21 protein-coding genes are annotated in these 24,326 nt (G+C 65.7%); 13 read left to right on the forward strand and 8 right to left on the reverse strand.

Annotation, left to right across the window (positions count from 1 at the left end):
• Window positions 1–14 precede the first annotated feature (14 nt).
• From FN835_RS16190 to FN835_RS16215, 6 genes are all read right to left on the reverse strand, one after another.
• Complete coding sequence (locus FN835_RS16190; RefSeq protein ID WP_142664271.1) at window positions 15–1,514, reverse strand: malonate--CoA ligase; 1,500 nt, start codon at window positions 1,512–1,514, stop codon at window positions 15–17.
• Window positions 1,515–1,735: 221 nt separating this feature from the next.
• Window positions 1,736–2,629, reverse strand: coding sequence for an SMP-30/gluconolactonase/LRE family protein (locus FN835_RS16195; protein ID WP_142664272.1), 894 nt, complete (start codon window positions 2,627–2,629; stop codon window positions 1,736–1,738).
• Window positions 2,626–3,573, reverse strand: coding sequence for an ABC transporter permease (locus tag FN835_RS16200; RefSeq protein WP_142664273.1), 948 nt, complete (start codon window positions 3,571–3,573; stop codon window positions 2,626–2,628). The genes FN835_RS16195 and FN835_RS16200 overlap by 4 nt, the downstream gene beginning before the upstream one ends.
• Entirely contained in the window at window positions 3,570–4,484 is a 915-nt protein-coding gene (locus FN835_RS16205; RefSeq protein ID WP_142664274.1) for an ABC transporter permease, read from the reverse strand. Before FN835_RS16205 ends, FN835_RS16200 begins: the two co-directional genes overlap by 4 nt.
• Complete coding sequence (locus tag FN835_RS16210) at window positions 4,481–5,926, reverse strand: sugar ABC transporter ATP-binding protein (protein WP_142664275.1); 1,446 nt, start codon at window positions 5,924–5,926, stop codon at window positions 4,481–4,483. The genes FN835_RS16205 and FN835_RS16210 overlap by 4 nt, the downstream gene beginning before the upstream one ends.
• On the reverse strand, window positions 5,923–6,924 hold the full coding sequence (locus FN835_RS16215; RefSeq protein ID WP_142664276.1) for an ABC transporter substrate-binding protein: 1,002 nt from the start codon (window positions 6,922–6,924) through the stop codon (window positions 5,923–5,925). The genes FN835_RS16210 and FN835_RS16215 overlap by 4 nt, the downstream gene beginning before the upstream one ends.
• Window positions 6,925–7,129: 205 nt before the next feature.
• Between FN835_RS16215 and FN835_RS16220 the strand changes: the two genes are divergently transcribed.
• Both FN835_RS16220 and FN835_RS16225 read left to right on the forward strand, forming a co-directional pair.
• Window positions 7,130–8,344, forward strand: coding sequence for a GAF domain-containing sensor histidine kinase (locus FN835_RS16220; RefSeq protein WP_246098771.1), 1,215 nt, complete (start codon window positions 7,130–7,132; stop codon window positions 8,342–8,344).
• Entirely contained in the window at window positions 8,341–9,060 is a 720-nt protein-coding gene (locus FN835_RS16225) for a response regulator transcription factor (protein ID WP_142664277.1), read from the forward strand. The genes FN835_RS16220 and FN835_RS16225 overlap by 4 nt, the downstream gene beginning before the upstream one ends.
• Here the strand turns inward: FN835_RS16225 and FN835_RS16230 are convergent.
• A complete protein-coding gene (locus tag FN835_RS16230) occupies window positions 9,057–10,016 on the reverse strand; it encodes a GntR family transcriptional regulator (protein WP_142664278.1) in 960 nt (319 codons plus the stop codon). The two genes, FN835_RS16225 and FN835_RS16230, sit on opposite strands and share 4 nt — an antisense overlap.
• A 124-nt stretch (window positions 10,017–10,140) precedes the next feature.
• Between FN835_RS16230 and FN835_RS16235 the strand changes: the two genes are divergently transcribed.
• The 9 genes from FN835_RS16235 to FN835_RS16275 all read left to right on the forward strand — a co-directional run bounded on the left by FN835_RS16235 (window position 10,141) and on the right by FN835_RS16275 (window position 19,728).
• Window positions 10,141–11,196, forward strand: a complete 1,056-nt coding sequence (locus FN835_RS16235; RefSeq protein ID WP_142664279.1) for an Ldh family oxidoreductase — start codon at window positions 10,141–10,143, stop codon at window positions 11,194–11,196.
• Between the two features lie 129 nt (window positions 11,197–11,325).
• Window positions 11,326–12,018 (forward strand): FadR/GntR family transcriptional regulator, encoded by a 693-nt coding sequence (locus tag FN835_RS16240; RefSeq protein ID WP_142664280.1) that lies wholly within the window; start codon window positions 11,326–11,328, stop codon window positions 12,016–12,018.
• Window positions 12,019–12,053: 35 nt separating this feature from the next.
• The gene (locus FN835_RS16245; protein WP_142664281.1) at window positions 12,054–13,025 is read left to right on the forward strand and encodes a sialic acid TRAP transporter substrate-binding protein SiaP; all 972 of its coding nucleotides are present in this window, start codon (window positions 12,054–12,056) and stop codon (window positions 13,023–13,025) included.
• Between the two features lie 62 nt (window positions 13,026–13,087).
• Window positions 13,088–13,660: a TRAP transporter small permease gene (locus FN835_RS16250; protein WP_142664282.1), complete on the forward strand. Its 573-nt coding sequence runs from the start codon at window positions 13,088–13,090 to the stop codon at window positions 13,658–13,660.
• Between the two features lie 2 nt (window positions 13,661–13,662).
• On the forward strand, window positions 13,663–15,069 hold the full coding sequence (locus FN835_RS16255) for a TRAP transporter large permease (protein ID WP_142664283.1): 1,407 nt from the start codon (window positions 13,663–13,665) through the stop codon (window positions 15,067–15,069).
• Window positions 15,070–15,081: 12 nt separating this feature from the next.
• On the forward strand, window positions 15,082–16,131 hold the full coding sequence (locus FN835_RS16260) for an L-idonate 5-dehydrogenase (protein WP_142664284.1): 1,050 nt from the start codon (window positions 15,082–15,084) through the stop codon (window positions 16,129–16,131).
• Complete coding sequence (uxuA, locus tag FN835_RS16265) at window positions 16,128–17,327, forward strand: mannonate dehydratase (protein ID WP_142664285.1); 1,200 nt, start codon at window positions 16,128–16,130, stop codon at window positions 17,325–17,327. Before FN835_RS16260 ends, uxuA begins: the two co-directional genes overlap by 4 nt.
• Window positions 17,324–18,730, forward strand: coding sequence for a mannitol dehydrogenase family protein (locus FN835_RS16270; protein WP_142664286.1), 1,407 nt, complete (start codon window positions 17,324–17,326; stop codon window positions 18,728–18,730). Before uxuA ends, FN835_RS16270 begins: the two co-directional genes overlap by 4 nt.
• Window positions 18,727–19,728 carry a zinc-binding alcohol dehydrogenase family protein gene (locus FN835_RS16275; protein ID WP_142664287.1) on the forward strand — a complete coding sequence of 334 codons (1,002 nt, stop codon included), beginning with the start codon at window positions 18,727–18,729 and terminating at the stop codon, window positions 19,726–19,728. Before FN835_RS16270 ends, FN835_RS16275 begins: the two co-directional genes overlap by 4 nt.
• Window position 19,729: 1 nt before the next feature.
• On the opposite strand, the gene FN835_RS16280 is transcribed toward FN835_RS16275, so the two are convergent.
• Window positions 19,730–20,701, reverse strand: a complete 972-nt coding sequence (locus tag FN835_RS16280; RefSeq protein WP_142664288.1) for a LacI family DNA-binding transcriptional regulator — start codon at window positions 20,699–20,701, stop codon at window positions 19,730–19,732.
• A 168-nt stretch (window positions 20,702–20,869) separates the two neighbouring features.
• On the opposite strand from FN835_RS16280, the gene ptsP reads away from it, so the two are divergent.
• Together ptsP and pfkB are read left to right on the forward strand one after the other, a co-directional pair.
• Window positions 20,870–23,377, forward strand: a complete 2,508-nt coding sequence (gene ptsP, locus FN835_RS16285; protein WP_142664289.1) for a phosphoenolpyruvate--protein phosphotransferase — start codon at window positions 20,870–20,872, stop codon at window positions 23,375–23,377.
• Window positions 23,374–24,315: a 1-phosphofructokinase gene (pfkB, locus tag FN835_RS16290; RefSeq protein ID WP_142664290.1), complete on the forward strand. Its 942-nt coding sequence runs from the start codon at window positions 23,374–23,376 to the stop codon at window positions 24,313–24,315. The genes ptsP and pfkB overlap by 4 nt, the downstream gene beginning before the upstream one ends.
• The last annotated feature ends 11 nt before the right edge of the window (window positions 24,316–24,326 follow it).

The raw sequence follows: 24,326 nt of genomic DNA on the forward strand, positions 1-24,326 counted from the left end.
TCCCCGCTTGCCGCTCAGTCATAAAGCCCGCCGAACTGATCGTGCAGCAGGTTCTTCTGGACCTTTCCCATGGTGTTGCGGGGCAGGACGTCCATGAACAGCACGCGCTTGGGCAGCTTGAATTTCGCCAGCCGCCCTTCAAGTGCGGACAGAACCTCGGCCTCGGACGGGGGGGCGGGGCCGACGATCACCGCCGTCACGCCTTCGCCGAAATCGCGATGCGGCAGGCCGATCACGGCGGATTCGGTGACGCCGGGCAGGGCGTCGATCTCGGTCTCGATTTCCTTGGGATAGACGTTGTAGCCGCCGGTGATGATCAGATCCTTGCCGCGCCCGACGATGTGCAGATAGCCCGAATCGTCGATGCGCCCCAGATCGCCGGTGATGAAGAAGCCGTTGTCGCGCAGCTCGGCGGCGGTCTTTTCGGGCATCTGCCAATAGCCCTTGAAGACGTTCGGCCCGCGCACCTCGATCATGCCGATCTCGCCCTGGGGCAGTTCGGCGCCGGTTTCGGGGTCGGTCACGATGATCTCGACGCCGGGCAGGGGCATCCCCACCGTCCCCGCCACCCGGTCGCCGTGATAGGGGTTCGAGGCGTTCATGTTGGTTTCCGTCATGCCGTAACGCTCAAGGATCGCGTGGCCCGTCCGCGCCCGCCATTCGCGATGCGTGTCCGCCAGCAGCGGCGCCGAGCCCGAGATGAACAGCCGCATCCGCGCCGTGGTTTCGGCGTTCAGCATGTCGTCCTGCAAAAGCCGGGTGTAGAATGTCGGCACGCCCATGAGGACGGTCGCGCGGCTCATGTCTTCGAAGATGCGGTCCACGTCGAATTTGGGCAGGAAGATCATCGACGCGCCGGAAAACAGCGTCACATTGGTCGCGACGAACAGGCCATGGGTGTGAAAGATCGGCAAAGCGTGGATCAGCACGTCGCGGGCGGTATATTCCCACGCCTGGATCAGCGCGCGGGTGTTCGACACCAGGTTGCCATGCGTCAGCATCGCGCCCTTGGACCGCCCCGTCGTCCCCGAGGTATATAGCAGCGCCGCCAGATCATCCGCGCCGCGCGGCACGGTCGCGAAATCCTGCGGCTGGCCGTCGGTCGCGTCGGTCAGGCTGCCTTGCCCATCCGCGCCCAGCGTCAGCAGTCGGGCGCTGCCTGCGGCCGATGCCAGCGCCTCGGCCCGCGCCGGATCGCAGACAAAGATCGCCGGGGTGGCGTCGCCGATGAAATAGGCGATCTCGGTGGGCGTATAGCCGGTGTTCAGCGGCAGGAAGACCGCGCCCGCCCGCACCGTCGCCAGATACAGGATGATCGCCTCGACGGATTTTTCCACCTGCGCCGCCACGCGGTCACCGGGCTGCACGCCAAGCGCCACCAGCGCATTCGCCATGCGTCCCGTGCGGGCAGTCAGGTCGGCATAGGTGATGCGCTCGGCGGAAAGCGTCTCGATGGCGGTGGCGGCGGGGTCCGTGATGCCGCGCGCGAGGATGTCGAAAAGATTGTCGCTCATCATGGGTCCTTTCAGGTTGTCGGCGGCAGGGCACGTCAAGTCGGGTCGCATCTGTCACAGCGTCCCGCAGATGCGGCCATTGGGCTGCCATTCGCGATCAAGTGGCAAGCGCCTTATTCACTTGGCATGATGCCGTTTTCGGGCGGCACCAAACGGAGCCGCCCGATCCTGTCGGCTTGCAGGCTGTCGCGATGATCTGGTTGCGGCTAGGCCGTCTGGGCTTAGGCGGCGGCTGCGTCCACCGCCAGCATGTAAAGCCCGGTGGTTGCGGTAATGAACAGCCGATTGCCGCGCGGCCCGCCAAAGCACAGGTTCGACACCACCTGCGGCACCAGAATTTTGCCCAGCAATGTGCCTTCCGGCGCGAATACATGCACGCCGTCCGCCGCCGAGGACCAGATATTCCCCCGATCATCACAGCGAATACCGTCCGGCAGGCCCGCGTCGATGGTGGCGAAATCGCGGCCATTCGCCACGCTGTCGCCCACAACGTCAAAGACCCGGATCACCGGCGGCACGGCGGCATCGTGGCTGGAGCCGGACTCGGCCACGTAAAGCAGCGTCTCGTCGGGGGAAAAACACAGCCCGTTCGGCTGGGTGAAATCGGTTATGACGGCGCGGGCCTCGCCGCCTTCGGGGCCCATGCGCCAGACATGGCTGCCGGGCTGTTCCGGCGTGGCCTTGTAGCCTTCAAGGTCGGACAGGATGCCGTAGGTCGGATCGGTGAACCAGATGCTGCCGTCGCGGCGCACCACCACGTCATTGGGCGAATTCAGCCGTTTGCCGCCCGCATGGCTGGCCAGCGTCGTCAGCGTGCCGTCATGTTCGGTGCGCGTCACGGCGCGAAGTCCGTGGTGACAGGTCACCAGCCGCCCCTGCGGGTCGCGGGTGTTACCGTTGGAATAGCCCGAATCCTCGCGGAAAATGCTGCACCCGGTTTCAGCGGTCCAACGCATCATCCGATGCGCCGGAATGTCGGAGAACAGCAGCATCTGTGCGGCGGGGAACCAGACCGGCCCCTCGGCCCATTCGAAGCCCTCGCCGATCTGGTGCAGCTGGGCATTGGGATGGATCAGCGCCCGGAAACGCGGGTCGCGTTGGTCATAGATGGTCATAGGCGGGCCTTTCTGCCGCTGGCGATGGCGACGATGGCGATGATGATGACGCCCGTGGACAGCAGCCGCACACCGGCGCCCAGCCCATAGGAATTCAGCATCGAGACGATCAGATACATGAACAGCGCGCCGCCCCAGATGCCCGGCACGTTGGAATTGCCCCCGGCGATGGACGACCCGCCGATGACGGTGACGGCAATGGACATCAGCAGGAACTCGGCCCCCATGTTCAGCGCAGCACCGCCGGAAAAGCAGGCCAGCAGGAACCCCGTCAGCCCCGCCATTACGGCGCAGGTGACATAGGTGGCCGCCGTGACGCTGGCGACCGGCACCCCCGCCAGCCTTGCGGCGCGCGGGTTCTGCCCGATGGCCGAGATGCGGCGGCCAAAGCGTGCGCGGTTCAGGATGACCCAGAACACCACGGTGATCGCCAGCGCCAGCCACGCAAGGTTCGGGATGCCCAGCACTGCGCGACCGGTTGTGAAATCAGCCAGCGCCTGCGGCGGCTTGATGCGTAGGCCGCGGTTCGACCAGATGGCCAGCGACTGATAAAGGAAACTGGCCGACAGCGTGGCGATGATCGGCGGGATGCGCAGCAGGCGGATCAGCGCGAAGTTCACGATGCCGACGCCCACGCCGATCAGCAACGCCGTCAAAAGGCCCGCGATGATCCAGACCCCGCCCGCGCCGTTCATCAGCTTCAGCGAAAGCGTGGCGGCCAGCGTCATCGTGGCGGGGATCGACAGGTCGGTGTTGCCCGGACCCATGGTGATGACCAGCATCTGCCCCAGCCCGGTCAGGACCGAAAAACTGCCAAAGGTCAGCGCTGCAACCAGCAGCGCCATGCCGCCGCCCCCGCCCGCGCTAAGCGACCATGTCGCGCCGAAGGCGGCAAAGGCCGCGACCCATGCCCAGAACCAAGGGGCTTTATAGATGTTCATCATGCCCGTTTCTCCGCCTGACGGACCACAAGGCGGGCGGCCAGCACTAGGATCAGGATTGCCCCCTGCGCGCCGATCTGCCAGTCGGGCGACAGCCGCAGAAAGGACAGGAAGCTGCCCGCCAGCGTCAGGGTCAGCGCCCCGATCACCGCCCCGATGGGCGACACGCGACCGCCCGTGAACTCTCCCCCGCCAAGGATCACGCCCGCGATGGACAAAAGCGTATAGCGCAGCGCGATATTGGCATCGCCCGAGGTCGTCAGCCCGACCAGCGCCATGCCTGCCGCGACGGCAAAGACCCCGGCCAGCGCATAGGCCCAGGCCCGCAGCGCGATGGTGGAACGTCCGGCCCGCGACACCGCCCGCGCATTTCCCCCCAGGGCACGCAGCCGCACCCCAAAGGCTGAACGCATGACGACCAGATGCGCCACCGCCGCGATGATGATGCTGGCGATGATCGCCATCGGCACCAGCGGCGGCTTGGCCTTCATCACCGCTGTCAGCCAACCCGGTGCGGTCCCGCCGGGCGATGGCAGGATCAGCACCGCCGCCCCGCCCCAGACAAAGGACATGCCCAGCGTGACGACGATGGCGGGAAGTTGCCGCGCCTCGATCAGTGCGCCCAGGGCGGCATAGGCGGCGATGCAGCCCAGCAGCATCACGGCCCCCAGCGCGGGGTTGCCGGGCAGGATGGCTGCGGTGATGCAGGCGATCAAGCTGACAAATGCGCCCATCGACAGATCGATGTCGCCGACCATGATAATGACCATCTGCGCCACGGTCGCCAAGGCGATCGGCACCGCCAGATTGAACAGCAGGTTCAGGCCCACATAGCTCATGGCGCGGGGTTGCAGCCAAAAGACGGCGCAGATCAGCACCACAAGCGAGATCACGGGAAGCGCCAGCCGGATCATGCGGCGCTATCCCCGAATTCGAAGCTGGCGGCAAGGATGGCTTCCTCGGTGATCTGGACGCCCTCAAGCTCGGCCGAGATGGCGCCGTCGCGGAACACGAAAACGCGGTCGCAGTTGCGGATCTCGTCCATCTCGGTCGAATACCACAGGAAGGTGCGGCCATTCGCGGCCTCGTGGCGGATCATGTCGTAAACCTCGGTTTTGGTGCCGATGTCCACGCCGCGCATCGGGTCGTCCATGACGACGACCGGCGCTTGCGTGGCCAGCGCGCGGGCGAACAGCGCCTTTTGCTGGTTGCCGCCCGACAGCGACAGGATGGGGTTGCCCATGTCGGGCGTGCGGATGCCGATGCGTTTTTGCCATTCCGAGCCGATGCGGGCTTCCGCGGCGTGATCGATCAGCCCCCAGCGGGTCAGCCGGTCCAGCGCGGCCAGCGTCAGGTTGCGGCGGATCGACCAGACCGGCATCACGCCGTCGCGCTTGCGGTCACCCGCGACGAAAACGGCCTGCGGATCGGATGCGCCACGCCAGTCGCTGCTGCGCGACAAATAGAAGCGGGCCAGCGCCTCGGCCTGACCGTGCCCTGCCAGACCGGCAAGGCCAACGATTTCGCCGCGCCGCGCCTCGACCCCTTCAGGGGTGCGCAGGATATGGCTTGATTTGTCGCCCAGTGCGCGGGCCAAGGCCGCTGGGCTGGGCTGGTGGTCATCGTCCGCGACATGGCCCATGGCATCGACCAGGCCTTGCCGCGTGAAATCGCCCGCCGGACGGTCAGCGATCGAACGCCCGTCGCGCATGACGACGATGCGGGTCGCCACGTCGAAGATCTCGCCCAGCATATGCGAAATGAAGATGACCGCGCCGCCGCCCGCGCAGAAGCGCCGGATATGCGTCATCAGCTGCGCCGCGATGGATGCATCCAGCGAGGATGTGGGCTCATCCAGCACCACCAGTCGGGCAGGGGTCGCGCCTTCGGCAAAACCGATGGCGATTTCGACCATCTGCTGTTCGGCCAGCGTCATGTCGATGACCAGCGTATGCGCGCGGATGCGGTGGCCGGGAAATATCGCGTCCAAGGCTGCCATGACGCGGCCCGCCGCAGCCCCACGCCAGCCCCAGCCGGTCAGATCGCGCTGGGTGACTTGCAGGTTCTCCAGCACGGTCAGGTTGGGGCAAAGCGTCCCTTCCTGCGAGATGGAGCGAATGCCCGCCGCCCGGTGATCTGCGGCGCCGGGATAGCTCACGCCGCCCTCGGTCGGCGCGAAAAGCCCGGTGATCAGGTTCACCAGCGTTGATTTCCCGGCACCGTTATGGCCGACCAGCCCCAGACATTCGCCGGGGCCGACCGACAGGTCCACGCGGTCCAGCGCCTTCAGCGCGCCGAAACTTTTCGACGCGCCGTCCAGCACCACGACCGCCGCGCGGTCATTGCCTGTTGTCACCCGCCGATCACCTTCTTGGCGTCGTCAAGCGTATAGTCCACGCTGGTCACGCCGCCTTCGGGCGTGTCCTTCAGGGCTTGATCCAGCGTGTCCTGCGTCACCGACAGGAAGGGTACGGTCAGATCCTTTGGCACCTCCTGCCCATCCAGGATCTGCTGCGCCACCCAGAAGGCCAGCGTCGAGACACCCGGCGCGATCGAGGTGGACATCGTTTCATATTGCGCCGCATCGCGCTGCTCGGCCCACCATTTCAGCTCGTCCTGCCGGTTACCCATGACGATGATCGGCATTGGGCGACCGACGGCGGCAAAGGCCTGTGCCGCGCCATAGCCGTCGCCGCCCTGCGTCACCACGCCGACGATTTCCGGCAACGAGGGCAAGATGCCCGCCACCGCCTTTTGCGCCACGTCCTGCGCCCAGTCGCCGTTCACGGAACCCACAACCTTGAAATTCGGATGTGCGGCCAGACCTTCGCCGATGCCGGCGTGGATTTCATCGTCCACCGACACCCCGGCCAGCCCGCGGATTTCCAGCAGATTGCCGCCTTCGGGCAGGCGGGTGGCCAGATATTCGATCTCGCCCTTGCCCATGGCCTTGAAATCCACGGCGACGCGCCAGGCGCAGGGCTCGGTCACGATGCCGTCGAAGCTGACCACGGTGATGCCCGCATCGCAGGCTTCTTTCACAGCGCCGTTCAGCGCGGTGGGCGAGGCGGCGTTGATGACGATGGCGTCATAGCCCTGCAGGATCATGTTCTGGATCTGCGCCGCCTGCTCGGTCGCCTGGTTCTCGGCGGTGGTAAAGGCGTCGGCGCTGGCCACGACGCCATCGGCCACGGCCTTTTCAGTCACGCGCTGCCAGCTTTCCAGCATCGCCTGACGCCAGCTGTTACCGGCATAGTTGTTGGAAAGCGCAATCTTCTTGTCGGCGGTATCGGCCATTGCGGCCGTGCCTGCCAGCATGACGGCAGCCGTCAGCATCAATCCCTTGCGGGTCATGGTTTTCCCCTCCCTATGGCGCTCTCTCCCCAGCGCCTTGTGCGGTCAAGGATAGGCGAGGGCAGATTTCTGCATAGCGGGGAATGCGCGGCTTTCTGCATCTGGCCGCGTTGCGATTGCGGGAACCCGCAACTGGTGCGGCAGGCGCTTGGCGAAGCCGCAGGCTTTGTGGCAACCTCATGACGCCGAGGGGAGGCGGCGCAACATGCAGGATATGCGCCCGGTTTCCACCGACCCCGAGATTGATCCCGGCCCACTGCTGCCGCATCTGTTCCGCATATCCCGCGCGTTGGCCGGGCGGCTGGATTTCCTGTCCGCCATCCAGTCCGTCGCGCAAGAGATCGAGCGTTTCCTGCCCTATGATCATCTGGATCTGTGCCTGCTGCGCCATGACGGCAATGTCTCGGCCGCCTATGAGACGGGGATCGAAACCGCATGGGGCCGCCACGGCACGGGCGACGTCCATCGCAGCCCGATCCGCGAATTGCTGCTGGGCCGGGTGGGGCACATGCTGACGGCCGACGCCACACGCGATCCGCGCTTCGCCTTTCCGGGCGCCTTCAAAGAACCGATCCACGACCACAACCTGCGCGCCCGCGTGCATGTGCCGCTGGAAGTGGGCGGAGAGATCATCGGCGGCCTCAGCATCAGTTCGTTCCGCGCGGGCGTCTATGGCCCGCATGATGTGGCGGCGGCGCGCTATGTGGCGGACCTGATTTCCCCCTATGTGTTCGCGCTGCGCGAGGCCGAGCGTTCGCGGCAGGCGGCCATCGTCGAGGCCGAGGCGCGGGCGCGCGAGGAAGGCTTGCGGCTGGGTGCGCGCGATCTGACGCAGGCGCTGGAACAGGAACGCCAGCGCATCGGCATGGACCTGCACGACCAGACGCTGGCCGATCTTAGCCGCCTGATGCGCGATCTGTCGCGTCCCGATGCGCCTGCGGCGGATGCGGTGCTGGCGCGGCTGGATGGCTGCGTGGCCGATCTGCGGCGGATCATCGACACGGCGGTGCCATCGATCCTTGAGATGTTCGGATTTGCCCATGCCGTCCGGGTGCATCTGGAACGCGCCACCCGCGACGGGACGCTGATCCATGTGCAGGACGACAGCGACGGCGCGCCAGACCGGCTGGACCCGGTGGCGCGGATCGCCCTTTACCGCATCGTGCAGGAAGCGATCAACAATGCGGGCCGTCATGCCCGCGCCAGCCGGATCGACGTGCGCATTGCCCGCCAGCCACGCTTGCGCGTCACCGTGGCGGACGATGGCTGCGGCCTTTCCGAAGACATCCGCCGCAGCCGCAAAAAGGGTGGCCTGTCCCATATGCGAACCCGTGCGCAACTGATCGGCGCACGGCTGTCGGTCCGCTCGGGGCGCACCGGGACCAGCGTCAGCGTCAGCTTGCCCACGGAGCAGCCATGAAGATCCTGCTGGTCGAGGACGACCCCCTGCACGCCGCCTTTCTGCGCGATGCCGTGGCGCAGGCGCTGCCCGAGGTCAGCCAGATTCTGACCGCCGAAAACGGCCGCGAGGGCGAGGCGATGGCGCGCCGTGACGTGCAGGCCGTTGTCATGGACTTGCAGATGAAGGAACGAAACGGCATCGACGCGGCCCGCACCATCTGGTCCGAACGCCCCGACACGCGCATCCTGTTCTGGTCGAATTACGCGGATGAGGCATATCTGCGGGGGCTGACGCGGATCGTGCCCTCGGGCTCGCCCTATGGCTATGTGCTGAAGACCGCGCCGGTGCAGCGTCTGCATCTGGCCATGCGCGCCGTGCTGGTCGAAGGGCAGGTGCTGGTGGATCGCGAAATCCACCGCCTGCAACAGCGGCAGGCCCGCCCGACGCAGGGGCTGTCGGAAAGCGAATATTCCGTGCTGCTGGATATGGCGCTGGGCCTGCCCGACCGCGAAATCGCGCGGCGTCGGGGCATGTCGGAACGCACCGTGCAAAACCGCCTGCTGGCGCTTTACGACAAGCTGGCGGTGGACCTGCCGGGTGACGCGCCCGCCATGAACAAGCGGGTGCGTGCCGTGGCCTGCGCCCTGGCCAGCGGCGCACTGAATGTCGAGGCGCTGCGGATCGCCGAACGCGAGATGCTGGACTGGCTGAAACGTCTGCCGGAACTGGGCTAAAGCCGCTCCAGATAGGGCAGAGGTTCGGGCTGGATCATGTCCTGCACCGCCTCGATCCGCAGCATGGCCCGCCTGCGCGAGATGCGCAGATGCGCGACCAGCGCGGCTTTGGCGCCCGCCACGTCGCCTGCCTGCAGGCGATGCACGATTTCCAGATGTTCGCCCAGAAACGGCTCGGTCCCGAACAGTTCCAGCGTCCATTGATACAGGAAATGATGCGCGACCAGCAAAGCCTGCGGCAGGCTGATCGCCCGCATCAGGGCGTCATTGCCGCAATGGCCCAGCAGATCCACATGCAACTGCTGTTCCAGCCGGTCCAGCACGGCGCCGTCGGTCGCCGCGTCCTTGGCCATCGCCGCCTCAAGCGCGGCCTGCATGTCGTCCAGCAGGCCGGGGGGCAGGTTGGGCGCGGCTTTCTCCATCGCCACGGGCTCAAGCAGCCAGCGCAGTTCGAACAGCTCATCGACATTGGTGGCGGTCAGGGCGGGGGCGAACCAGCGGCTGCTGTCATCCTTGCGGATGATGCCGCGTTGCTGCAGGCGTCCCATCACGTCGCGGGCGACCGTGCGGCTGACGCCGTGATGGCGGGCCATCTCGGCCTCGTTCACGCGCCAGCTTGCCAATGAGGTGCGTGCGACGATGGCCAACTCGATCTCGGGATACAGCAATTCCCAGCTTGTGCGCGGGGTCAGGCGGGTTTCCGGCAATGCAGGTGCGGGGCAGACATCGGGCGTGCCCGCCACCTTGTAGCGCGCGCCGATGCGTTCGATCAGGCCCGAATGGGTCAGTTCGTTCAGCGCCATGCGGGCGGGGGCGCGGCTGATGCCGAACCGCTCGGCCACGCCAAGCTGGGTCAGTGGGGCGCCCTTTGGCAGCGCGCCTTGGGCGATTTCATCGGCCAGCGCATCGCGGGCCTGCTGGTAAAGGCGGGGCGCAAGGCGTTTTTCGGCGGGCATCGGGCTTCCTTCGATCGTCGCGGCGACAAAGCCCCATGGGGCGGGATTTTGCAATTCCAAACCGCCTTGCCGCAGGTGTTTGGTTGTGTCTAGTGTGTGCAAACTGCATGGCATCGGAGGGACCATGACCGAAGACCACCTTGTATCGCTGGGCGAATTGGACCGCTTTTGCCGTGAGGCGTTTCTGGCCGTTGGCGCGAATGCGGAAACCGCCGATTCCGCGACGCGGGCGATGATGCACGGCACAACTTTGGGTGTGGACAGCCATGGCGTGCGCCTGTTGCCGCATTACCTGACCGCGCTTGAGGGGGGGCGGCTGAACAAGAACCCGCAGCCGAAAAAGGCCGGTGGTTTTGGTGCGGTCGAGGTGTGGGACGCCGATCACGCGCAGGGTGCGGTCGGCACCTATCGCGGCATGGCCCGCGCCATCGAACTGGCGGGCAGCTTCGGCATCGGCGCGGTGGGCGTGCGCAACGGGTCGCATTTCGGCCCCGCTGGTGCCTATGCGATCAAGGCGGCACGGGCCGGGATGATCGGGATAACATTCTGCAATTCGGATAGTTTCGTGCGTTTGCATGATGGAGCGATGCGGTTTCACGGCACCAATCCCATCGCAGTTGCCGCGCCTGCGCCGGGTCAGCCGTGGTTGCTGGATATGGCCACCAGCGCAATTCCCTATAACCGGGTCCAGCTTTATCAAAGCCTTGGCGTGACCCTGCCGGAAAGCGTGGCCTCGGACGCGCAGGGCATCGACACGCGCGATGCGCATCTGGCCGACATGCTGGCGCCCGTCGGGGCCGAGTTCGGCTTTAAGGGTGCGGCACTTGCGGGCGTGGTCGAGATTTTCAGCGCGGTTCTTACAGGGATGCGGCTTAGCTTCGACATCCTGCCCATGGGCGGTCCCGATATGGAAACGCCGCGCGAAATGGGAAGCTTTGTGCTGGCCGTCAACCCGGACGCCTTTACCCCGCGCAGCACCTTCGATGCGGGCATGGCGCGCTATATGAATACACTGCGCAATTCGCCCATGCGCGAAGGCTGCCGGGTCATGGCGCCGGGGGATCGCGAATGGCTGGTGGCCGATGAGCGTCGGCAAAATGGCGTAAGACTGGACCCGGTGACCATTGCCGGTTTCACCGATTGGGCGGACAAGCTGGGTCTGTCGCTGCCGGGCGCATAAGGAAAGTATAAAGATTCCGCGCGGACGCATGAAAATTGCCTTGACCAGATCAGAAAACCGCCCCTATCTTCGCAATTGGTCAAACCAGTTTGGCCGCGCGGTGTGGAGGCCGCGCATCGCGGAGGGGACATGCTGAACGACGCAAGGCCGCGCCGGTTATACCGGCAGGTGGCCGATCAGATCCTTGAACTTGCGACGGCGCAGGGCATTGGCCCCGGTGCGCGTCTGCCCTCGGAGCGTGACCTGGCCGAGCAGCTGGGCGTGTCGCGCCCGTCGCTGCGCGAGGCGCTGATCGCGCTTGAGGTCGAGGGGCGTGTCGAAATCCGCATGGGCTCGGGCGTTTATCTGGGTGCCCGCCCGCCAGAAACCCGCGCCGATCTGGACGGCGAAGGCCCGCTGGAGATCTTGCAGGCCCGCTGCATCATCGAAAGCGCCATCGCCGAGGAAGCGGCGCGGCAATCCACGCCCCTGCTGGTCACGCGTCTGGATCAATGCCTGACCGATCTGGGCGCAGCGGTGCATGACACGCCGCTGGCGATCCGGCTGGACGGGGATTTCCATATCGCCGTGGCATCCGGGACCGGCAACGCCGTTCTTGGGAACCTGACCGAGAATATCTATGCGCAGCGCCTGTCGCCGATCTTTGCGCAGTTTTCGACCCATTTCGAGGGGCCGCGCACCTGGCGGCTGGCTTTGGCCGAACATGGTGCGATCCGTGACGCCATTGCCGATGCCGACCCGGCTGCAGCGCGTGAAGCGATGCGCCACCACCTGACGGAATCACAGCGCCGCTTTACCGAAGGGCGCCTGTTTGAACGCTGATTGATGACGAACTCAACGCTATTGGGAGGATATGCATGAAGTTCACGATGAAAGCCCTGCTGGGCGCCGCCGCCGTTCTGGCCAGCGCCGCCGTGGCGCAGGCCCAGACCACGCTGAAATGGGCGCATGCCTATGAAACCTCGGAACCGTTCCACACCGAATCCGTCTGGGCGGCCGAGGAAATCGCCAAGCGCACCGATGGCCGCTACAAGATCGACGTTTACCCGGCCTCGCAGCTGGGCAAGGAAGCCGACATCAACCAGGGCCTGAAGCTGGGCACGGTGGACATCATCATCTCGGGCTCCAGCTTTGCGGCGCGGGAATTCAAGCCGATCGGCGTGACCTATTACCCCTATATCTTCCGCGATCCGGCGCATCTGATCGCCTATACGAAAAGCGACGTCTTCAAGCAGCTGGCAGCAGGATACGAGGAAGCCTCGGGCAACCATATCACCGCCGTGACCTATTACGGCACGCGCCACACCACGGCGAACAAGGAAATCAAGACCTGCGCCGACATGCAGGGCCTGAAGATCCGCGTGCCGGACGTGCCCGCCTATCTGGCGATGCCGCGTGCCTGCGGGGCGAACACCACCCCCATCGCCTTTGCCGAGGTCTATCTGGCACTGCAGAACGGCACGGTCGAGGCGCAGGAAAACCCCCTGACCGCCATCGAGGCCAAGAAGTTCTTCGAAGTTCAGAAGAACATCATCCTGACCGGCCATATCGTCGACCACCTGAACACCGTCGTGTCCAAGACCACCTGGGCCAGCCTGTCGGATGAGGATAAGGCGATCTTTTCCGAGGTGATGCTGGAAGCCGCCGAACGCGGCACCAAGATCGTCGAAGAGCGCGAGGCCGCGCTGGTCGAAAAGTTCAAGGCCGATGGCCTGACCGTCAGCGAGGTGGACAAAGAGGACTTCCTGAAGAACGTCCTCGAGAAATCGCCGCTGGAAGATTACGGCTATCGCAAGGAAGACTGGGAAGCCATTCGCGCCGTCCAGTGATCCTGCCGCCCGATGCGGTCCTGCGCATCGGGCATTCCCCTTGACAATTCGGAGCTGTTCCAATGGCTGACCAACATGACACGCTGATCAGCGTGGAGGAAATGGCACATGCCTTCGAGGACGAAACGACCGAGGTCGATCTGTCCAACTACGCCCCCGAGGACTGGCTGACGCTGGCGCTGTTCTGGGGCATGGCGCTGTGCGTCTTCCTGCAGTTCTTCACGCGCTACGTGCTGAACAACAGCCTTGCCTGGACCGAAGAGATGGCGGCGAACTGCCTTGTCGTGATCGTGTTCCTTGGCTCGGTCATGTGCGTGCGGACCGCCCGCCATATCGTCGTCGATCTGCTTTACAATTTCCTGTCGCGTCCGGTCGGGCGTGTCCTGGAGATTTTTGTCGATGTGCTGTGCATCGCGTTCTTCGCCTATATGTCCTGGCTGATGTGGCGCTATGTCGCCATCGTCGGGTCCGAACGGATGGTGACGGTCGATCTGCCGCGCGGCGCCGTCTTCTATACCGTTCTCGTGGCCTTCGTCCTGATGCTGCTGCGCAGTGCGCAGAATTTCGTCAAGGATCTGACCAGCCCGAAAACCGTCCGTGAACAAGCTGCCGAAAGCGGCACGACCGGAGTCTGAACATGCTATTGCTTATTGGTGGCTTCCTGATCCTGATGATCATCGGCGTGCCGGTCGCGGTGTCGATGGCCGTTTCCTCGCTGGCCTATCTGCTGGTCTATAACGTCGCGCCCGACATCGTGGCGGCGCAGCGCATGATCGCGGGCGTCGAAAGCTTTCCGCTGATCGCCGTGCCGTTCTTTATTCTGGCTGGCAACCTGATGAACATCGCGGGCGTTACGGGCCGCATCTATCACTTTGCCCTGTCGCTGGTCGGCTGGATGAAGGGTGGACTGGCGCAGGTCAACATCATCGGCTCGGTGGTGTTTTCGGGCATGTCCGGCACCGCGCTGGCCGACGCCGCAGGCATCGGCACGATCGAGATCAAGGCGATGAAGGATCACGGCTACCCGGTCGAGGCCGCGGTGGGCGTCACCGCTGCATCGGCCACGCTGGGCCCGATCTTTCCGCCGTCGCTGCCCTTCGTGATCTACGGCATGATGGCCAACGCATCCATCGGGGCGCTGTTCATGGCGGGCATCGTGCCGGGCGTGGTGATGACCGTGCTGATGATGCTGACCGTCTATATCTTTGCCAAACGCAAGGGCTGGGGCAGCGATACGCCCTTCCAGTTGCGCCAGCTGATGGGCGCAGGTCTGGAGGTCGTGATCGTGTTGTGCTTCCCGCTGGCGGTCTATCTGATGATCATGGCGGGCCTGTCGATCAACATCGCGGTCCTGATCGCGCTGGCCGTGCTGATCGCCGCCGACTGGTATTTCGACTGGCACGCGGTCATGGCGCTGATGGCGCCGGTGCTGCTGATCGGCGGCATGACCATGGGTTGGTTCACGCCCACCGAGGCTGCGGTCGCCGCAGTGCTGTGGTCGCTGTTCCTTGGGCTGGTGCGTTACCGGACCATGACATTCCGCACGCTGGCCAAGGCGTCTTTCGACACCATCGAAACCACGGCCTCGGTTCTGTTCATCGTCACTGCCGCCTCGATCTTTGCGTGGCTTTTGACGGTCAGTCAGGCAGCGGCGGTGTTTGCGGACTTCATGTTCTCGTTGACGGACAACTGGTGGACCTTCCTGATCATCGTCAACATCATCCTGCTGATCGTCGGCGCGTTTCTGGACACCATCGCCGCCATCTCGATTCTTGTGCCGATCCTGATGCCGGTCGCCGCGCGTTACGGCATCGACCCGGTGCATCTGGGTCTGATCGTGACGCTGAACCTGATGATCGGGCTGCTGACGCCGCCGGTGGGGATGGTGCTGTTCGTGCTGGCCCGAATATCGAAGATGTCGGTGGAACGAACGGCAATGGCGATCCTGCCATGGATGATCCCGCTGTTCGTGGCGCTGCTGCTGATCACCTTTATCCCCGCGATCACGCTTTGGCTGCCGACGCAGCTTGGCCTGATCCGATAAGGAGAAAGACCCATGAAAACCCGAGTGGCGCGCCTTTACGGCGCGCACGACCTGCGGGTCGAAGAACAGGACGTGCCCACGCCCGGCCCCGGTCAGGTGCTGCTGGCGATGGCGGCGGGCGGGATCTGCGGATCGGACCTGCATTATTACCACGATGGCGGCTTCGGTCCGGTACGGGTGCGTGAACCCATCATCTCGGGGCACGAAGCGTCGGGGCGGGTGGTGTCGGGCGGCGATCTGCCCCCCGGCACGCTGGTCGCGGTCAGCCCGTCCCAGCCCTGCGGCGCTTGCGAATATTGCGCCAAGGGTTTGCCGATCCACTGTCTGGACATGCATTTCATCGGCAGCGCCATGCGGATGCCACATGAACAGGGCATGTTCCGCGACCGCTTCGTGGTGAATGCCGCGCAAATCCACGCCTTCCCCGAAGGCGTGACGGCGGGCGAGGCGGCTTGCTCCGAACCCTTGGCCGTCTGCCTGCACGCCGTCGCGCAGGCGCAAGACCTGCTGCCCGATCTGTCCGCGCTGCGTGTGATGGTGACGGGCGCCGGGCCGATCGGTCTGCTGGTGCTGGCGGCCTTGCGTCATGCGGGGGCGCGGGATGTGATCGTCACCGACCTGACCGATGCCGCGCTGGAGCGCGCGCGCCAGATGGGCGCGGGGGCCACGATCAACGTCGCGACCGATCCGGCGGCGCTGGAACCGCTAAGCGCGGAAAAGGGCCAGATCGACCTGATCTTCGATTGCTCGGCTGCAGCACCTGCGCTGCGCAACGCCTTTGCCGCGATCCGCCCGCGCGGCACGATCATTCAGGTCGGCGTCACTGGCGATATCACCATCCCGATGAACGCGCTGGTGGGTAAGGAAGTGACGTGGCGCGGCTCGCAGCGGTTCCATGACGAATTCCCGCTGGCCGTTGACCTGATCGGCAGCCGCGCCATCGACCTGCGCCCGATCATCAGCCACAGCCTGCCGCTTGAACAGGCGGTGCAGGCGTTCGAGCTGGCATCCGACCGCAGCATCGCCTGCAAAGTCCAACTGACCTTCGGAGACGAGCAATGAGACATACTTGGCGCTGGTTCGGCCCGGTGGACAAGGTGACGGTGACCGACGCCCTGCAGGCGGGCGTCCACGGCATCGTTAGCGCATTGCATCACGTCCCCACCGGGCAGGCGTGGACGGTCGAGGGCATCCGCCAGCGGCAGGACGAAATCCGCGCTGGTGGTCTGGAATGGGAAGTCGTTGAAAGCGTCCCGGTGTCGGAAGACATCAAGACCCAATCCGGCGACTGGCGCGACCATGTGGCGAACTGGCAGGAAAGCCTGCGTCGCCTGTCGCAATGCGGCATCCGGACGGTGTGCTACAACTTCATGCCGATCCTTGACTGGACGCGCACCGATCTGCGCTGGGAAACCCGCCAACAGGCCCGCGCCATGCGGTTCGAGCTGACCGATTTCGTGGCTTTCGACATCCATATCCTGAAACGCCCCGGTGCTGCGGAGGATTATCCCGAAGCCCTGCGGTCTGAGGCCGCGCGGCGCTTTGCCGACATGCCTGATGCCCGCATCGCGGAACTGGGCCGCAATATCGGTGCGGGCCTGCCGGGGTCTGCCGATGGCTATTCGCTGGACCAGTTGCTGGCGAAACTGCGCAGCTATCAGGGCATCGACCCCGCCCGCCTGCGCGGCAATCTGGTCGATTTCCTGTCGGAAGTGACGCCGGTGGCCGAAGAAGTCGGCATCAACATCTGCGCCCATCCCGACGATCCGCCATGGCCGCTGCTGGGTCTGCCGCGCATCCTGTCCACGCGCGACGATTACGCCCATATGCTGGGGCAGGTGGACAGCCGCGCCAATGGCATGACGCTGTGTTCAGGCTCGCTTGGGGCGCGGCATGACAACGATCTGCCCGCCATCGCCCGCGAATTCGCCGACCGCATCCATTTCGTGCATCTGCGCAACGTCACCCGCGACACCGACACCGTGCCCTGTTCCTTCTTTGAAGACGAACATCTGGCAGGCGGCACGGATATGGTCGAGGTGATCGCCGCCCTGCTGGCCGAAGAAAAGCGCCGCCGCGACGAAGGCCGCACTGACCACGAAATCCCCATGCGTCCCGATCACGGGCAGGAAATCCTTGATGACCTGACACGCGGGGCGCAACCGGGTTATCCTGCCATCGGTCGGCTAAAGGGGTTGGCCGAACTGCGCGGCATCGAGGCCGCTCTGACCCATCCCGCAAGGGGGCTATTCGCATGAGACTGAATGCCGCAACGGCTTTGCCCGATGGCGTGGACCGGCCACGCTACGACCGCGACGGCCTGCGCCCCGGCATCCTGCATTTCGGTCTGGGCGCGTTTCATCGCGCCCATCAGGCCGTCTATACCGAAGCGGTGCTGAATGCCGAAGCGGGGCCTTGGGGCATTGTCGCTGTGAACCTGCGCAGTCCCGCTCCGGTTCAGGATTTGCAGGCGCAGGACGGGCTTTACTCGGTCATCACCCGCAGCGCCGAAGGGGATCGGGCGCAGGTCGTGGGTGCGACATGCGACTGGATCTGTGCCGCCGAAGACCCCGAGGCGGTGCTGGCCTATCTGGCCGATGCCCGCATCCGGGTGGTGACGCTGACGGTGACGGAAAAAGCCTATGGTCTCGACCCCGAAACCGGCGCGCTGGATCGCAGCCACCCGTCCGTTGCGGCCGACATCTCGACCCCCGAACGGCCCAGCGGCCCGATCGGTTGGCTGGTCGAAGGCTTGCGACTGCGGCATGAGGCGGGGACGCTGCCCTTTACGGTGCTGTGCTGTGACAACCTGCCCTCGAACGGTCGGGTGGTGCGGCGGCTGGTTCTTGAACTTGCCGAGGCCCGCGATCCGGCGCTTTCGGAATGGATCGCGGAACACGTGGCCTTTCCGTGCAGCATGGTGGATCGCATCGTGCCCGCCGCGACCGACGCCACCCGCGCCCGCGCGAACGCGCTGCTGGGGGCCGAGGACGCGATGGCGATTGAAACCGAGCCCTTTATCCAATGGGTGATCGAAGATCATTTCCCCGCAGGCCGCCCCGACTGGCAGCTGGGCGGCGCGGTTTTCGCCGAACATGTCGAACCCTATGAGAAGATGAAGCTGCGGCTGCTGAACGGCAGCCATACGCTGATCGCGCATCTGGGTGTGCTGCACGGGCTAGAACATGTCCGCGATGTCATGGCGGTTCCCGAACTGGCCGCGCTGGCCCGCAGCCATATGCAGGCGGCGGTCCAGACGCTGGATCCGGTGCCGGGGATTGATCTGGACGCCTATATGGATGACCTGATCGCGCGGTTTGCCAACCCCGCCATCGCGCATCGCAATATCCAGATTGCCATGGATACCACGCAGAAACTGCCGCAGCGCCTGCTGTCGCCCGCGGTCGATGCGCTGGCGGCGGGCAGCGATGCCAACGCCTTTGCCCGTGCCATCGGCATCTGGATCGCCGCGCTTGCCCTGACGGGCGAGGCGAACGATCCGCGCCGCGACGAGCTGATCTCGGCGGTGAAGTTCATGCCGCCCGATGATCCCTCGGCCTCGTTCTTTGCGATGCAGGGGCTGTTTCCCCAAGCCCTGACCAACAACCGTGCATGGCGCGACCGCGTGAACGCGGCCATTGCCGAATGGAGAGCCGCATGAAGGCGCTGATCTGTAACGAACCGGGTAGCCTTGCCCTGATCGACCGCCCGGCACCCCTGCGTGGCGACGCCGAGGTGCTGGTCCGCATCCGGCATGTCGGCATCTGTGGTACGGATTTCCACATCTTTGGCGGCAAGCATCCGTTTCTGGAATATCCCCGCGTCATGGGCCACGAACTGTCCGGCACGGTTCAGGAAGCGCCCGAGGGCAGCGATCTGAAACCCGGCGATCCGGTCTATATCGTGCCCTATCTGTCCTGCGGCGATTGTCAGGCTTGCCGGATCGGGCTGACCAATGCCTGCCGCAATATCCGCGTCCTGGGCGTTCACACCGATGGCGGCATGGCCGAGCTGATCTCGGTGCCTGCGCAGAACGTCATCCCGACCGGCGGGATCGATCTGCGTGATGCCGCGATGATCGAGTTTCTGGCCATCGGCGCGCATGGCGTGGCGCGCGGCCATATCGGCGCCCGCGACCGGGTGCTGGTGACAGGTGCGGGACCGATCGGGATGTCGGCCATCATATTCGCCAAGGCGCGGGGCGCGCATGTGACGGTGATGGACACGCGCGAGGATCGGCTGGCCTTTGCCACGGACGGGCTGGGCGCGGATGCCAGCGTCATCGCCACCAGCGACGATGCTGCGCGGCTTGCGGAAGGCGACGGTTTTGACGTGGTGATCGACGCCACCGGCGCTGCGCCGCCCATCGAACGTGGCTTTGCCTTCCTTGCCCATGGTGCGCGCTATGTGCTGTTGTCGGTGGTGCGGCAGGATATTTCCTTCTCGGACCCCGAATTCCACAAGCGCGAGGCCACGCTGATCGCCAGCCGCAATGCGCTGCCCGCCGATTTCGCCGAGGTGGTGGCCCAGATGCAGGCGGGCCGCGTGCCCACGCAGGCGCTGAACACCCATCGCGGCCCCTTGGCCGATGGCGTGGCGCTGTTCCAAGACTGGTCACGTCCGCAGGCAGGGGTGATCAAGGCCATTCTGGACCTGTGATCTAGGCGGTTGACCCCCGTGCGACCAGCTCACCCGACAGCACGACGCTGCGGGTGGGCAGATCGGGATTGGCGATGCGGGCCAGCAGCATCTGCATCGCCTCGCGCCCGAAAGCCTCGACCGGCTGGCGGATCACGGTGATCCCCGGCTCGACCAGTGATGTCCATGGCTCGTCGTCGAAACCCGCCAGCGCGATGTCGCGCGGGACGGAAAGCCCGGTTTCGCGGGCATGGCGCAGCGCCGCACCGACGAACAGCCCGTTGGACAGGATCATTGCCTGCGGGTCCGCCCCGGCCATCAGATCGGCCAGCGCCGCGCGCCCCGCGTCAAGGCTGGGCGGGGCCATCGCGATGACCGGCGCAAGCCCATGTGCCTGCATCTGGGCCTGAAAGGCGTCCCGCCGCTCGATCCCCGTGGCCGAGGTGGCGCCGAACAGCCCCGCGATCCGGCTGCGCCCGCTGGCCACCAGATGATCGACCAGCATTGCCGTCGCGCCGCGATTGTCCAGAACCACCGCATCGCGCCGCCCGCCGGGTAGGGGGCGGTCCACCAGCACCACGGGCACCTGAAACCCCGCCAGCGCCTGCGACTTGAGCGCGCGCGTCGGCGCAAGGATCAGCCCCGAGACGCGCTCATCCGCCATCAGATCCAGATACATCGCCTCTCGGGTCGGGTCTTCGTCGGTATTGCACAGGAAAACCCGCATCCCGGCGCGATAGGCCGCATCTTCGACGGCGCGCGACAACTGGGTAAAGAACGGGTTGCGGATGTCGGCCACCACCAGTCCCACTGTCATCGAACGCTGCGAACGCAGCCGTCGCGCCGACATATTGGGACGATAGCCCGTCGCAGCGACGGCTTCCTGTACGCGGCGGCGCACATCGGCGCTGACCGGCCCGGTGCCCAATGCCCGCGACACGGTCGAGGGCGCAACCCCGGCGGCGCGCGCCACATCCTTGATCCCGATGGCCATGATTTCGTGGAAACGTTGTTAGCCCTATCTGTCATAAAACCATGACCCAACGGGGCTAGCTTTGCAAGCATCCCAACACCTGCTGGATAGTTTCGCTGCAAAACAGGGTGGAAACGTTTCCACCTTTCCGCTACGAATCGGAAAATTTCCAGTGATTGGGAGGAGCCCATGTCCCTGATTCCCGATGGCGGCCTGTTGCCGCGCGAATTGGTCCGGCTGGATGCCAAGGTCACGGACAAGGCGGATGCGATCCGTCAGGCCACCGCATTGCTGGTTGCCGCAGGATGTGTTCGCGCAGGCTTCGATGCCAGCATGGAGCGGCGCGAGGCCGCGTCGAACACCTATCTGGGCCGTGGCATTGCCATTCCGCATGGCATGGTCGAGGACCGCGACATGATCCTGCGCGACGGCATCGCGGTTCTGCAGGTCCGCGATGGTGTGGCATGGAATGACGGTCAGCGCGCGCAGCTTGTCGTGGCGATTGCCGCGCGTTCGGATGCGCATATCGGCATCCTGCGCCGCCTGACGCGCCTGATGCAGGACCAGCCGCGGGTGGCCATGCTGGCCGCGACCGACGATCCGCAGGCGATCATCGCAGCCCTTGAGGACGCGCCCGAGGTTCTGGCTGCCGAGCCTGCGACCGATTTCGCGCAAGGCTTCGAATGGGTCTGCGACTATCCCAACGGTCTGCACGCCCGTCCTGCGACGGAATGGGCGGAAACCGCGCGCCGCTTTGCCGCCCGCATCCGCGTCCGCAGTGGGACCGAGATCGCCGATGCGCGCAACATGATCTCGCTTTTGCAGCTTGGGCTGGCGGCGGGGCAGCCGGTCGTCATCTCGGCTGACGGTGCGGATGCGGCGGATGCGCTGTCCACGCTGCGCGTCGTGATCACAGGGCTTTCCGCCCGCGAAAAGGCCGATGCGCTGAAGGCCGAGGAAAAGCGCAATGCCACCGCAACGGCGGGCGGCTGGACCCCGGCAGGTCCGGCGGATGTGGTCGAAGGGGTCGCGGCATCACCCGGTCTGGCGATCGGCGTCCTGCATCACCTTGAGGCGGGGCCGATGGTCGTGCCGGACCAGCCGACCGATCTGGGGCAGGCGGCGGATCAGTTGCATAACGCATTGGCCCGCGCCCGCGAACAGCTTCGCGCGCTGGCCGACGATACCGCGCGCCGTCTGGGTGCGGCGGATGCAGGTATTTTCCGCGCGCAGTCCGAATTGCTGAACGATCCGCAACTGATCACCACCGCCTCGCAGAAATTGGTCGAAGGGCACGGTCTGGCATGGTCTTGGCATCAGGCGGTGCAGGACACGGCGGGGCAACTGACCGCGCTGGGGAACCCGGTTCTGGCGGCGCGCGCCGTGGACCTGCGCGATGTCGGCCAGCGCGTGCTGGCGCTGATCGACCCGGCATTGGCCAAGCCCGCGCCCGCCCGGATGCCCAAGGGCGCGATCCTGATTGCCGATGATCTGACGCCCACCGATACGGCCGGGCTTGACGGCGATGTGGTCGCGGGGCTGGTGACGGCGCAGGGCGGCCCGACCTCGCATACCGCGATCCTTGCGCGGACGCTGGGCCTGCCCGCCGTCGTGGGGGCGGGGGCTGCGCTGGCGCGTCTGGCCACCGGGGCGCAGGCGATCATCGACGGCAGCGGCGGCAGGCTTTACCTGAACCCGTCCGAGGCGGACCTGACCTCGGCCCGCGCCTGGATCGCGGCCGAGGAGGAAAAGCGCATCCGCGCCGCCGAAAGCCGCGCCCAGCCCGCCACCACCCGCGACGGCCACCAGATCGCCATCGGGGCGAATATCAATCTGGCCGAACAGGCCGCCTTTGCCATCGAACAGGGGGCCGAGGGCGTCGGCCTGATGCGGACCGAATTCCTGTTCCTTGAACGCGGCGACAGCCCGACCGAGGAAGACCAGTATCGCGCCTATTCCGACATGGCCCGCGCGATGGGCGACCGCCCGTTGATCATTCGTGCGCTGGATATCGGCGGTGACAAGCAGGTCAGCTATCTTGACCTCCCGCGTGAGGAGAACCCGTTTCTGGGCGTGCGCGGGGCGCGGTTGCTGCTGCGCCGCCCGGAACTGCTGGTGCCGCAGGTGCGCGCGCTTTACCGCGCCGCAAGGGACGGGGCCCGGATTCAGGTGATGTTCCCGATGATCACCTCGGTCGCTGAATTGATCCGGCTGCGCGAAACCTGCGAACAGATCCGCGCCGAACTGGACGCGCCCGCCATCCCCTTGGGTATCATGATCGAGGTGCCTTCGGCGGCGCTTCTGGCAGACCGACTGGCAGAACATGCGGATTTCTTTTCCATCGGGACGAACGATCTGACGCAATACGCGCTGGCGATCGACCGGCAGAACCCCGTTCTGGCCCCCGAGGCGGACAGCCTGCATCCCGCCGTTCTGGGGCTGATCGACCTGACGGTGCGCGGCGCCCATGCCAAGGGCCGCTGGGTCGGCGTCTGCGGCGGCATCGCGGGCGACGCTTTTGGCGCGGCGCTGCTGACCGGGCTGGGCGTCGATGAATTGTCGATGACCCCGCGCGACATTCCGGCGGTCAAGGAACGGATTCGCAACGCGGATCTGTCGGAACTTCAGGCCCTCGCACAGCGCGCGCTGATGGCGCAGGATGCGGCATCCGTCCGCGCCCTGGAGACCACGACATGATGATCCGCACCGTCTGCCTGAACCCTGCCATCGACCAGACCATTGCCCTGAACACCCTGACGCCCGGAGAGGTGCTGCGCGCCGATGCCAGCCGCCACGATCCGGGCGGCAAGGCGGTAAACGTGGCGTCCTGCCTTGCCGATTGGGGTCGCATGGTGGTCGTCACTGGGCTTTTGGGGCGCGACAACGCGGCCAGCTTTGAACAGCTTTTCGCGCAAAAGGGCATCGTGGATTACATGATCCGCGTGGGCGGTGCGACGCGGACGAATATCAAGATCCTAGAACAGGGCGGGCGCACGACCGATGTGAACCTGCCGGGTTTTGTCGCCGCGCCCGATGACGTCAAGGGCGTGTTCAACCAGCTTGCCAAAGTGGTGGCGGGCGATCTGGTGGTGATCTCGGGCAGTCAGCCGCAGGGTTTGCCCGAGGACACGACCGCGCGTCTGGTCGCCGATCTGGCCGGGCGCGGTGCGCGCGTGGTGCTGGATGTCAGCGGCGCGCCGCTGGCGCAGGCTTTGGCCGGCCCGGCGCTGCCCTTTGCCGTCAAGCCCAACCGGCACGAGCTTGAAGCGCTGCTGGGCCGCGACCTGTCCGATGCCGCCGATCTGGTCGCTGCGGGCCGCGAATTGCTGGCGCGGGGCGTCAAGTTGGTCGTCGTCTCGATGGGGACCGATGGCGCGCTGTTTCTGACCGATCAGGGCGGGGTCACGGCCCATCCGGTGCAGATTGCGACCGGCAGCTCGGTCGGGGCGGGCGATGCGATGGTGGCGGGCATTGCCGCCGGATTGGCCGAGGGGCTGGATCTGGGGGCGCTGGCACGTCAGGCCACGGCATTCGCCGCGGGCAAGTTGCAGAACGCCGGACCGCATCTGCCGCCGGTCGCACAGGTGCGCGCGCTCGCCGCGCAGGTGCGGCTGACCGGCTTGCAGAATATTTGATGCGTCACGGG

It is taken from the genome of Paracoccus laeviglucosivorans, from assembly GCF_900182695.1.
GTDB lineage: Bacteria > Pseudomonadota > Alphaproteobacteria > Rhodobacterales > Rhodobacteraceae > Paracoccus > Paracoccus laeviglucosivorans.

Excerpts from the sequence above, each read along its gene's own strand:
- FN835_RS16270 (WP_142664286.1), top strand. The coding sequence starts at position 17,324 with ATGAGACTGAATGCCGCAACGGCTTTGCCCGATGGCGTGGACCGGCCA.
- FN835_RS16255 (WP_142664283.1), top strand. The coding sequence starts at position 13,663 with ATGCTATTGCTTATTGGTGGCTTCCTGATCCTGATGATCATCGGCGTG.
- ptsP (WP_142664289.1), top strand. The coding sequence starts at position 20,870 with ATGTCCCTGATTCCCGATGGCGGCCTGTTGCCGCGCGAATTGGTCCGG.
- FN835_RS16220 (WP_246098771.1), top strand. The coding sequence starts at position 7,130 with ATGCAGGATATGCGCCCGGTTTCCACCGACCCCGAGATTGATCCCGGC.
- FN835_RS16225 (WP_142664277.1), top strand. The coding sequence starts at position 8,341 with ATGAAGATCCTGCTGGTCGAGGACGACCCCCTGCACGCCGCCTTTCTG.
- FN835_RS16215 (WP_142664276.1), bottom strand. The coding sequence starts at position 6,924 with ATGACCCGCAAGGGATTGATGCTGACGGCTGCCGTCATGCTGGCAGGC.
- FN835_RS16235 (WP_142664279.1), top strand. The coding sequence starts at position 10,141 with ATGACCGAAGACCACCTTGTATCGCTGGGCGAATTGGACCGCTTTTGC.
- FN835_RS16200 (WP_142664273.1), bottom strand. The coding sequence starts at position 3,573 with ATGATGAACATCTATAAAGCCCCTTGGTTCTGGGCATGGGTCGCGGCC.
- FN835_RS16205 (WP_142664274.1), bottom strand. The coding sequence starts at position 4,484 with ATGATCCGGCTGGCGCTTCCCGTGATCTCGCTTGTGGTGCTGATCTGC.
- FN835_RS16195 (WP_142664272.1), bottom strand. The coding sequence starts at position 2,629 with ATGACCATCTATGACCAACGCGACCCGCGTTTCCGGGCGCTGATCCAT.
- FN835_RS16245 (WP_142664281.1), top strand. The coding sequence starts at position 12,054 with ATGAAGTTCACGATGAAAGCCCTGCTGGGCGCCGCCGCCGTTCTGGCC.
- FN835_RS16190 (WP_142664271.1), bottom strand. The coding sequence starts at position 1,514 with ATGAGCGACAATCTTTTCGACATCCTCGCGCGCGGCATCACGGACCCC.
- FN835_RS16240 (WP_142664280.1), top strand. The coding sequence starts at position 11,326 with ATGCTGAACGACGCAAGGCCGCGCCGGTTATACCGGCAGGTGGCCGAT.
- FN835_RS16250 (WP_142664282.1), top strand. The coding sequence starts at position 13,088 with ATGGCTGACCAACATGACACGCTGATCAGCGTGGAGGAAATGGCACAT.
- FN835_RS16260 (WP_142664284.1), top strand. The coding sequence starts at position 15,082 with ATGAAAACCCGAGTGGCGCGCCTTTACGGCGCGCACGACCTGCGGGTC.
- uxuA (WP_142664285.1), top strand. The coding sequence starts at position 16,128 with ATGAGACATACTTGGCGCTGGTTCGGCCCGGTGGACAAGGTGACGGTG.
- FN835_RS16230 (WP_142664278.1), bottom strand. The coding sequence starts at position 10,016 with ATGCCCGCCGAAAAACGCCTTGCGCCCCGCCTTTACCAGCAGGCCCGC.
- FN835_RS16280 (WP_142664288.1), bottom strand. The coding sequence starts at position 20,701 with ATGGCCATCGGGATCAAGGATGTGGCGCGCGCCGCCGGGGTTGCGCCC.
- FN835_RS16275 (WP_142664287.1), top strand. The coding sequence starts at position 18,727 with ATGAAGGCGCTGATCTGTAACGAACCGGGTAGCCTTGCCCTGATCGAC.
- pfkB (WP_142664290.1), top strand. The coding sequence starts at position 23,374 with ATGATGATCCGCACCGTCTGCCTGAACCCTGCCATCGACCAGACCATT.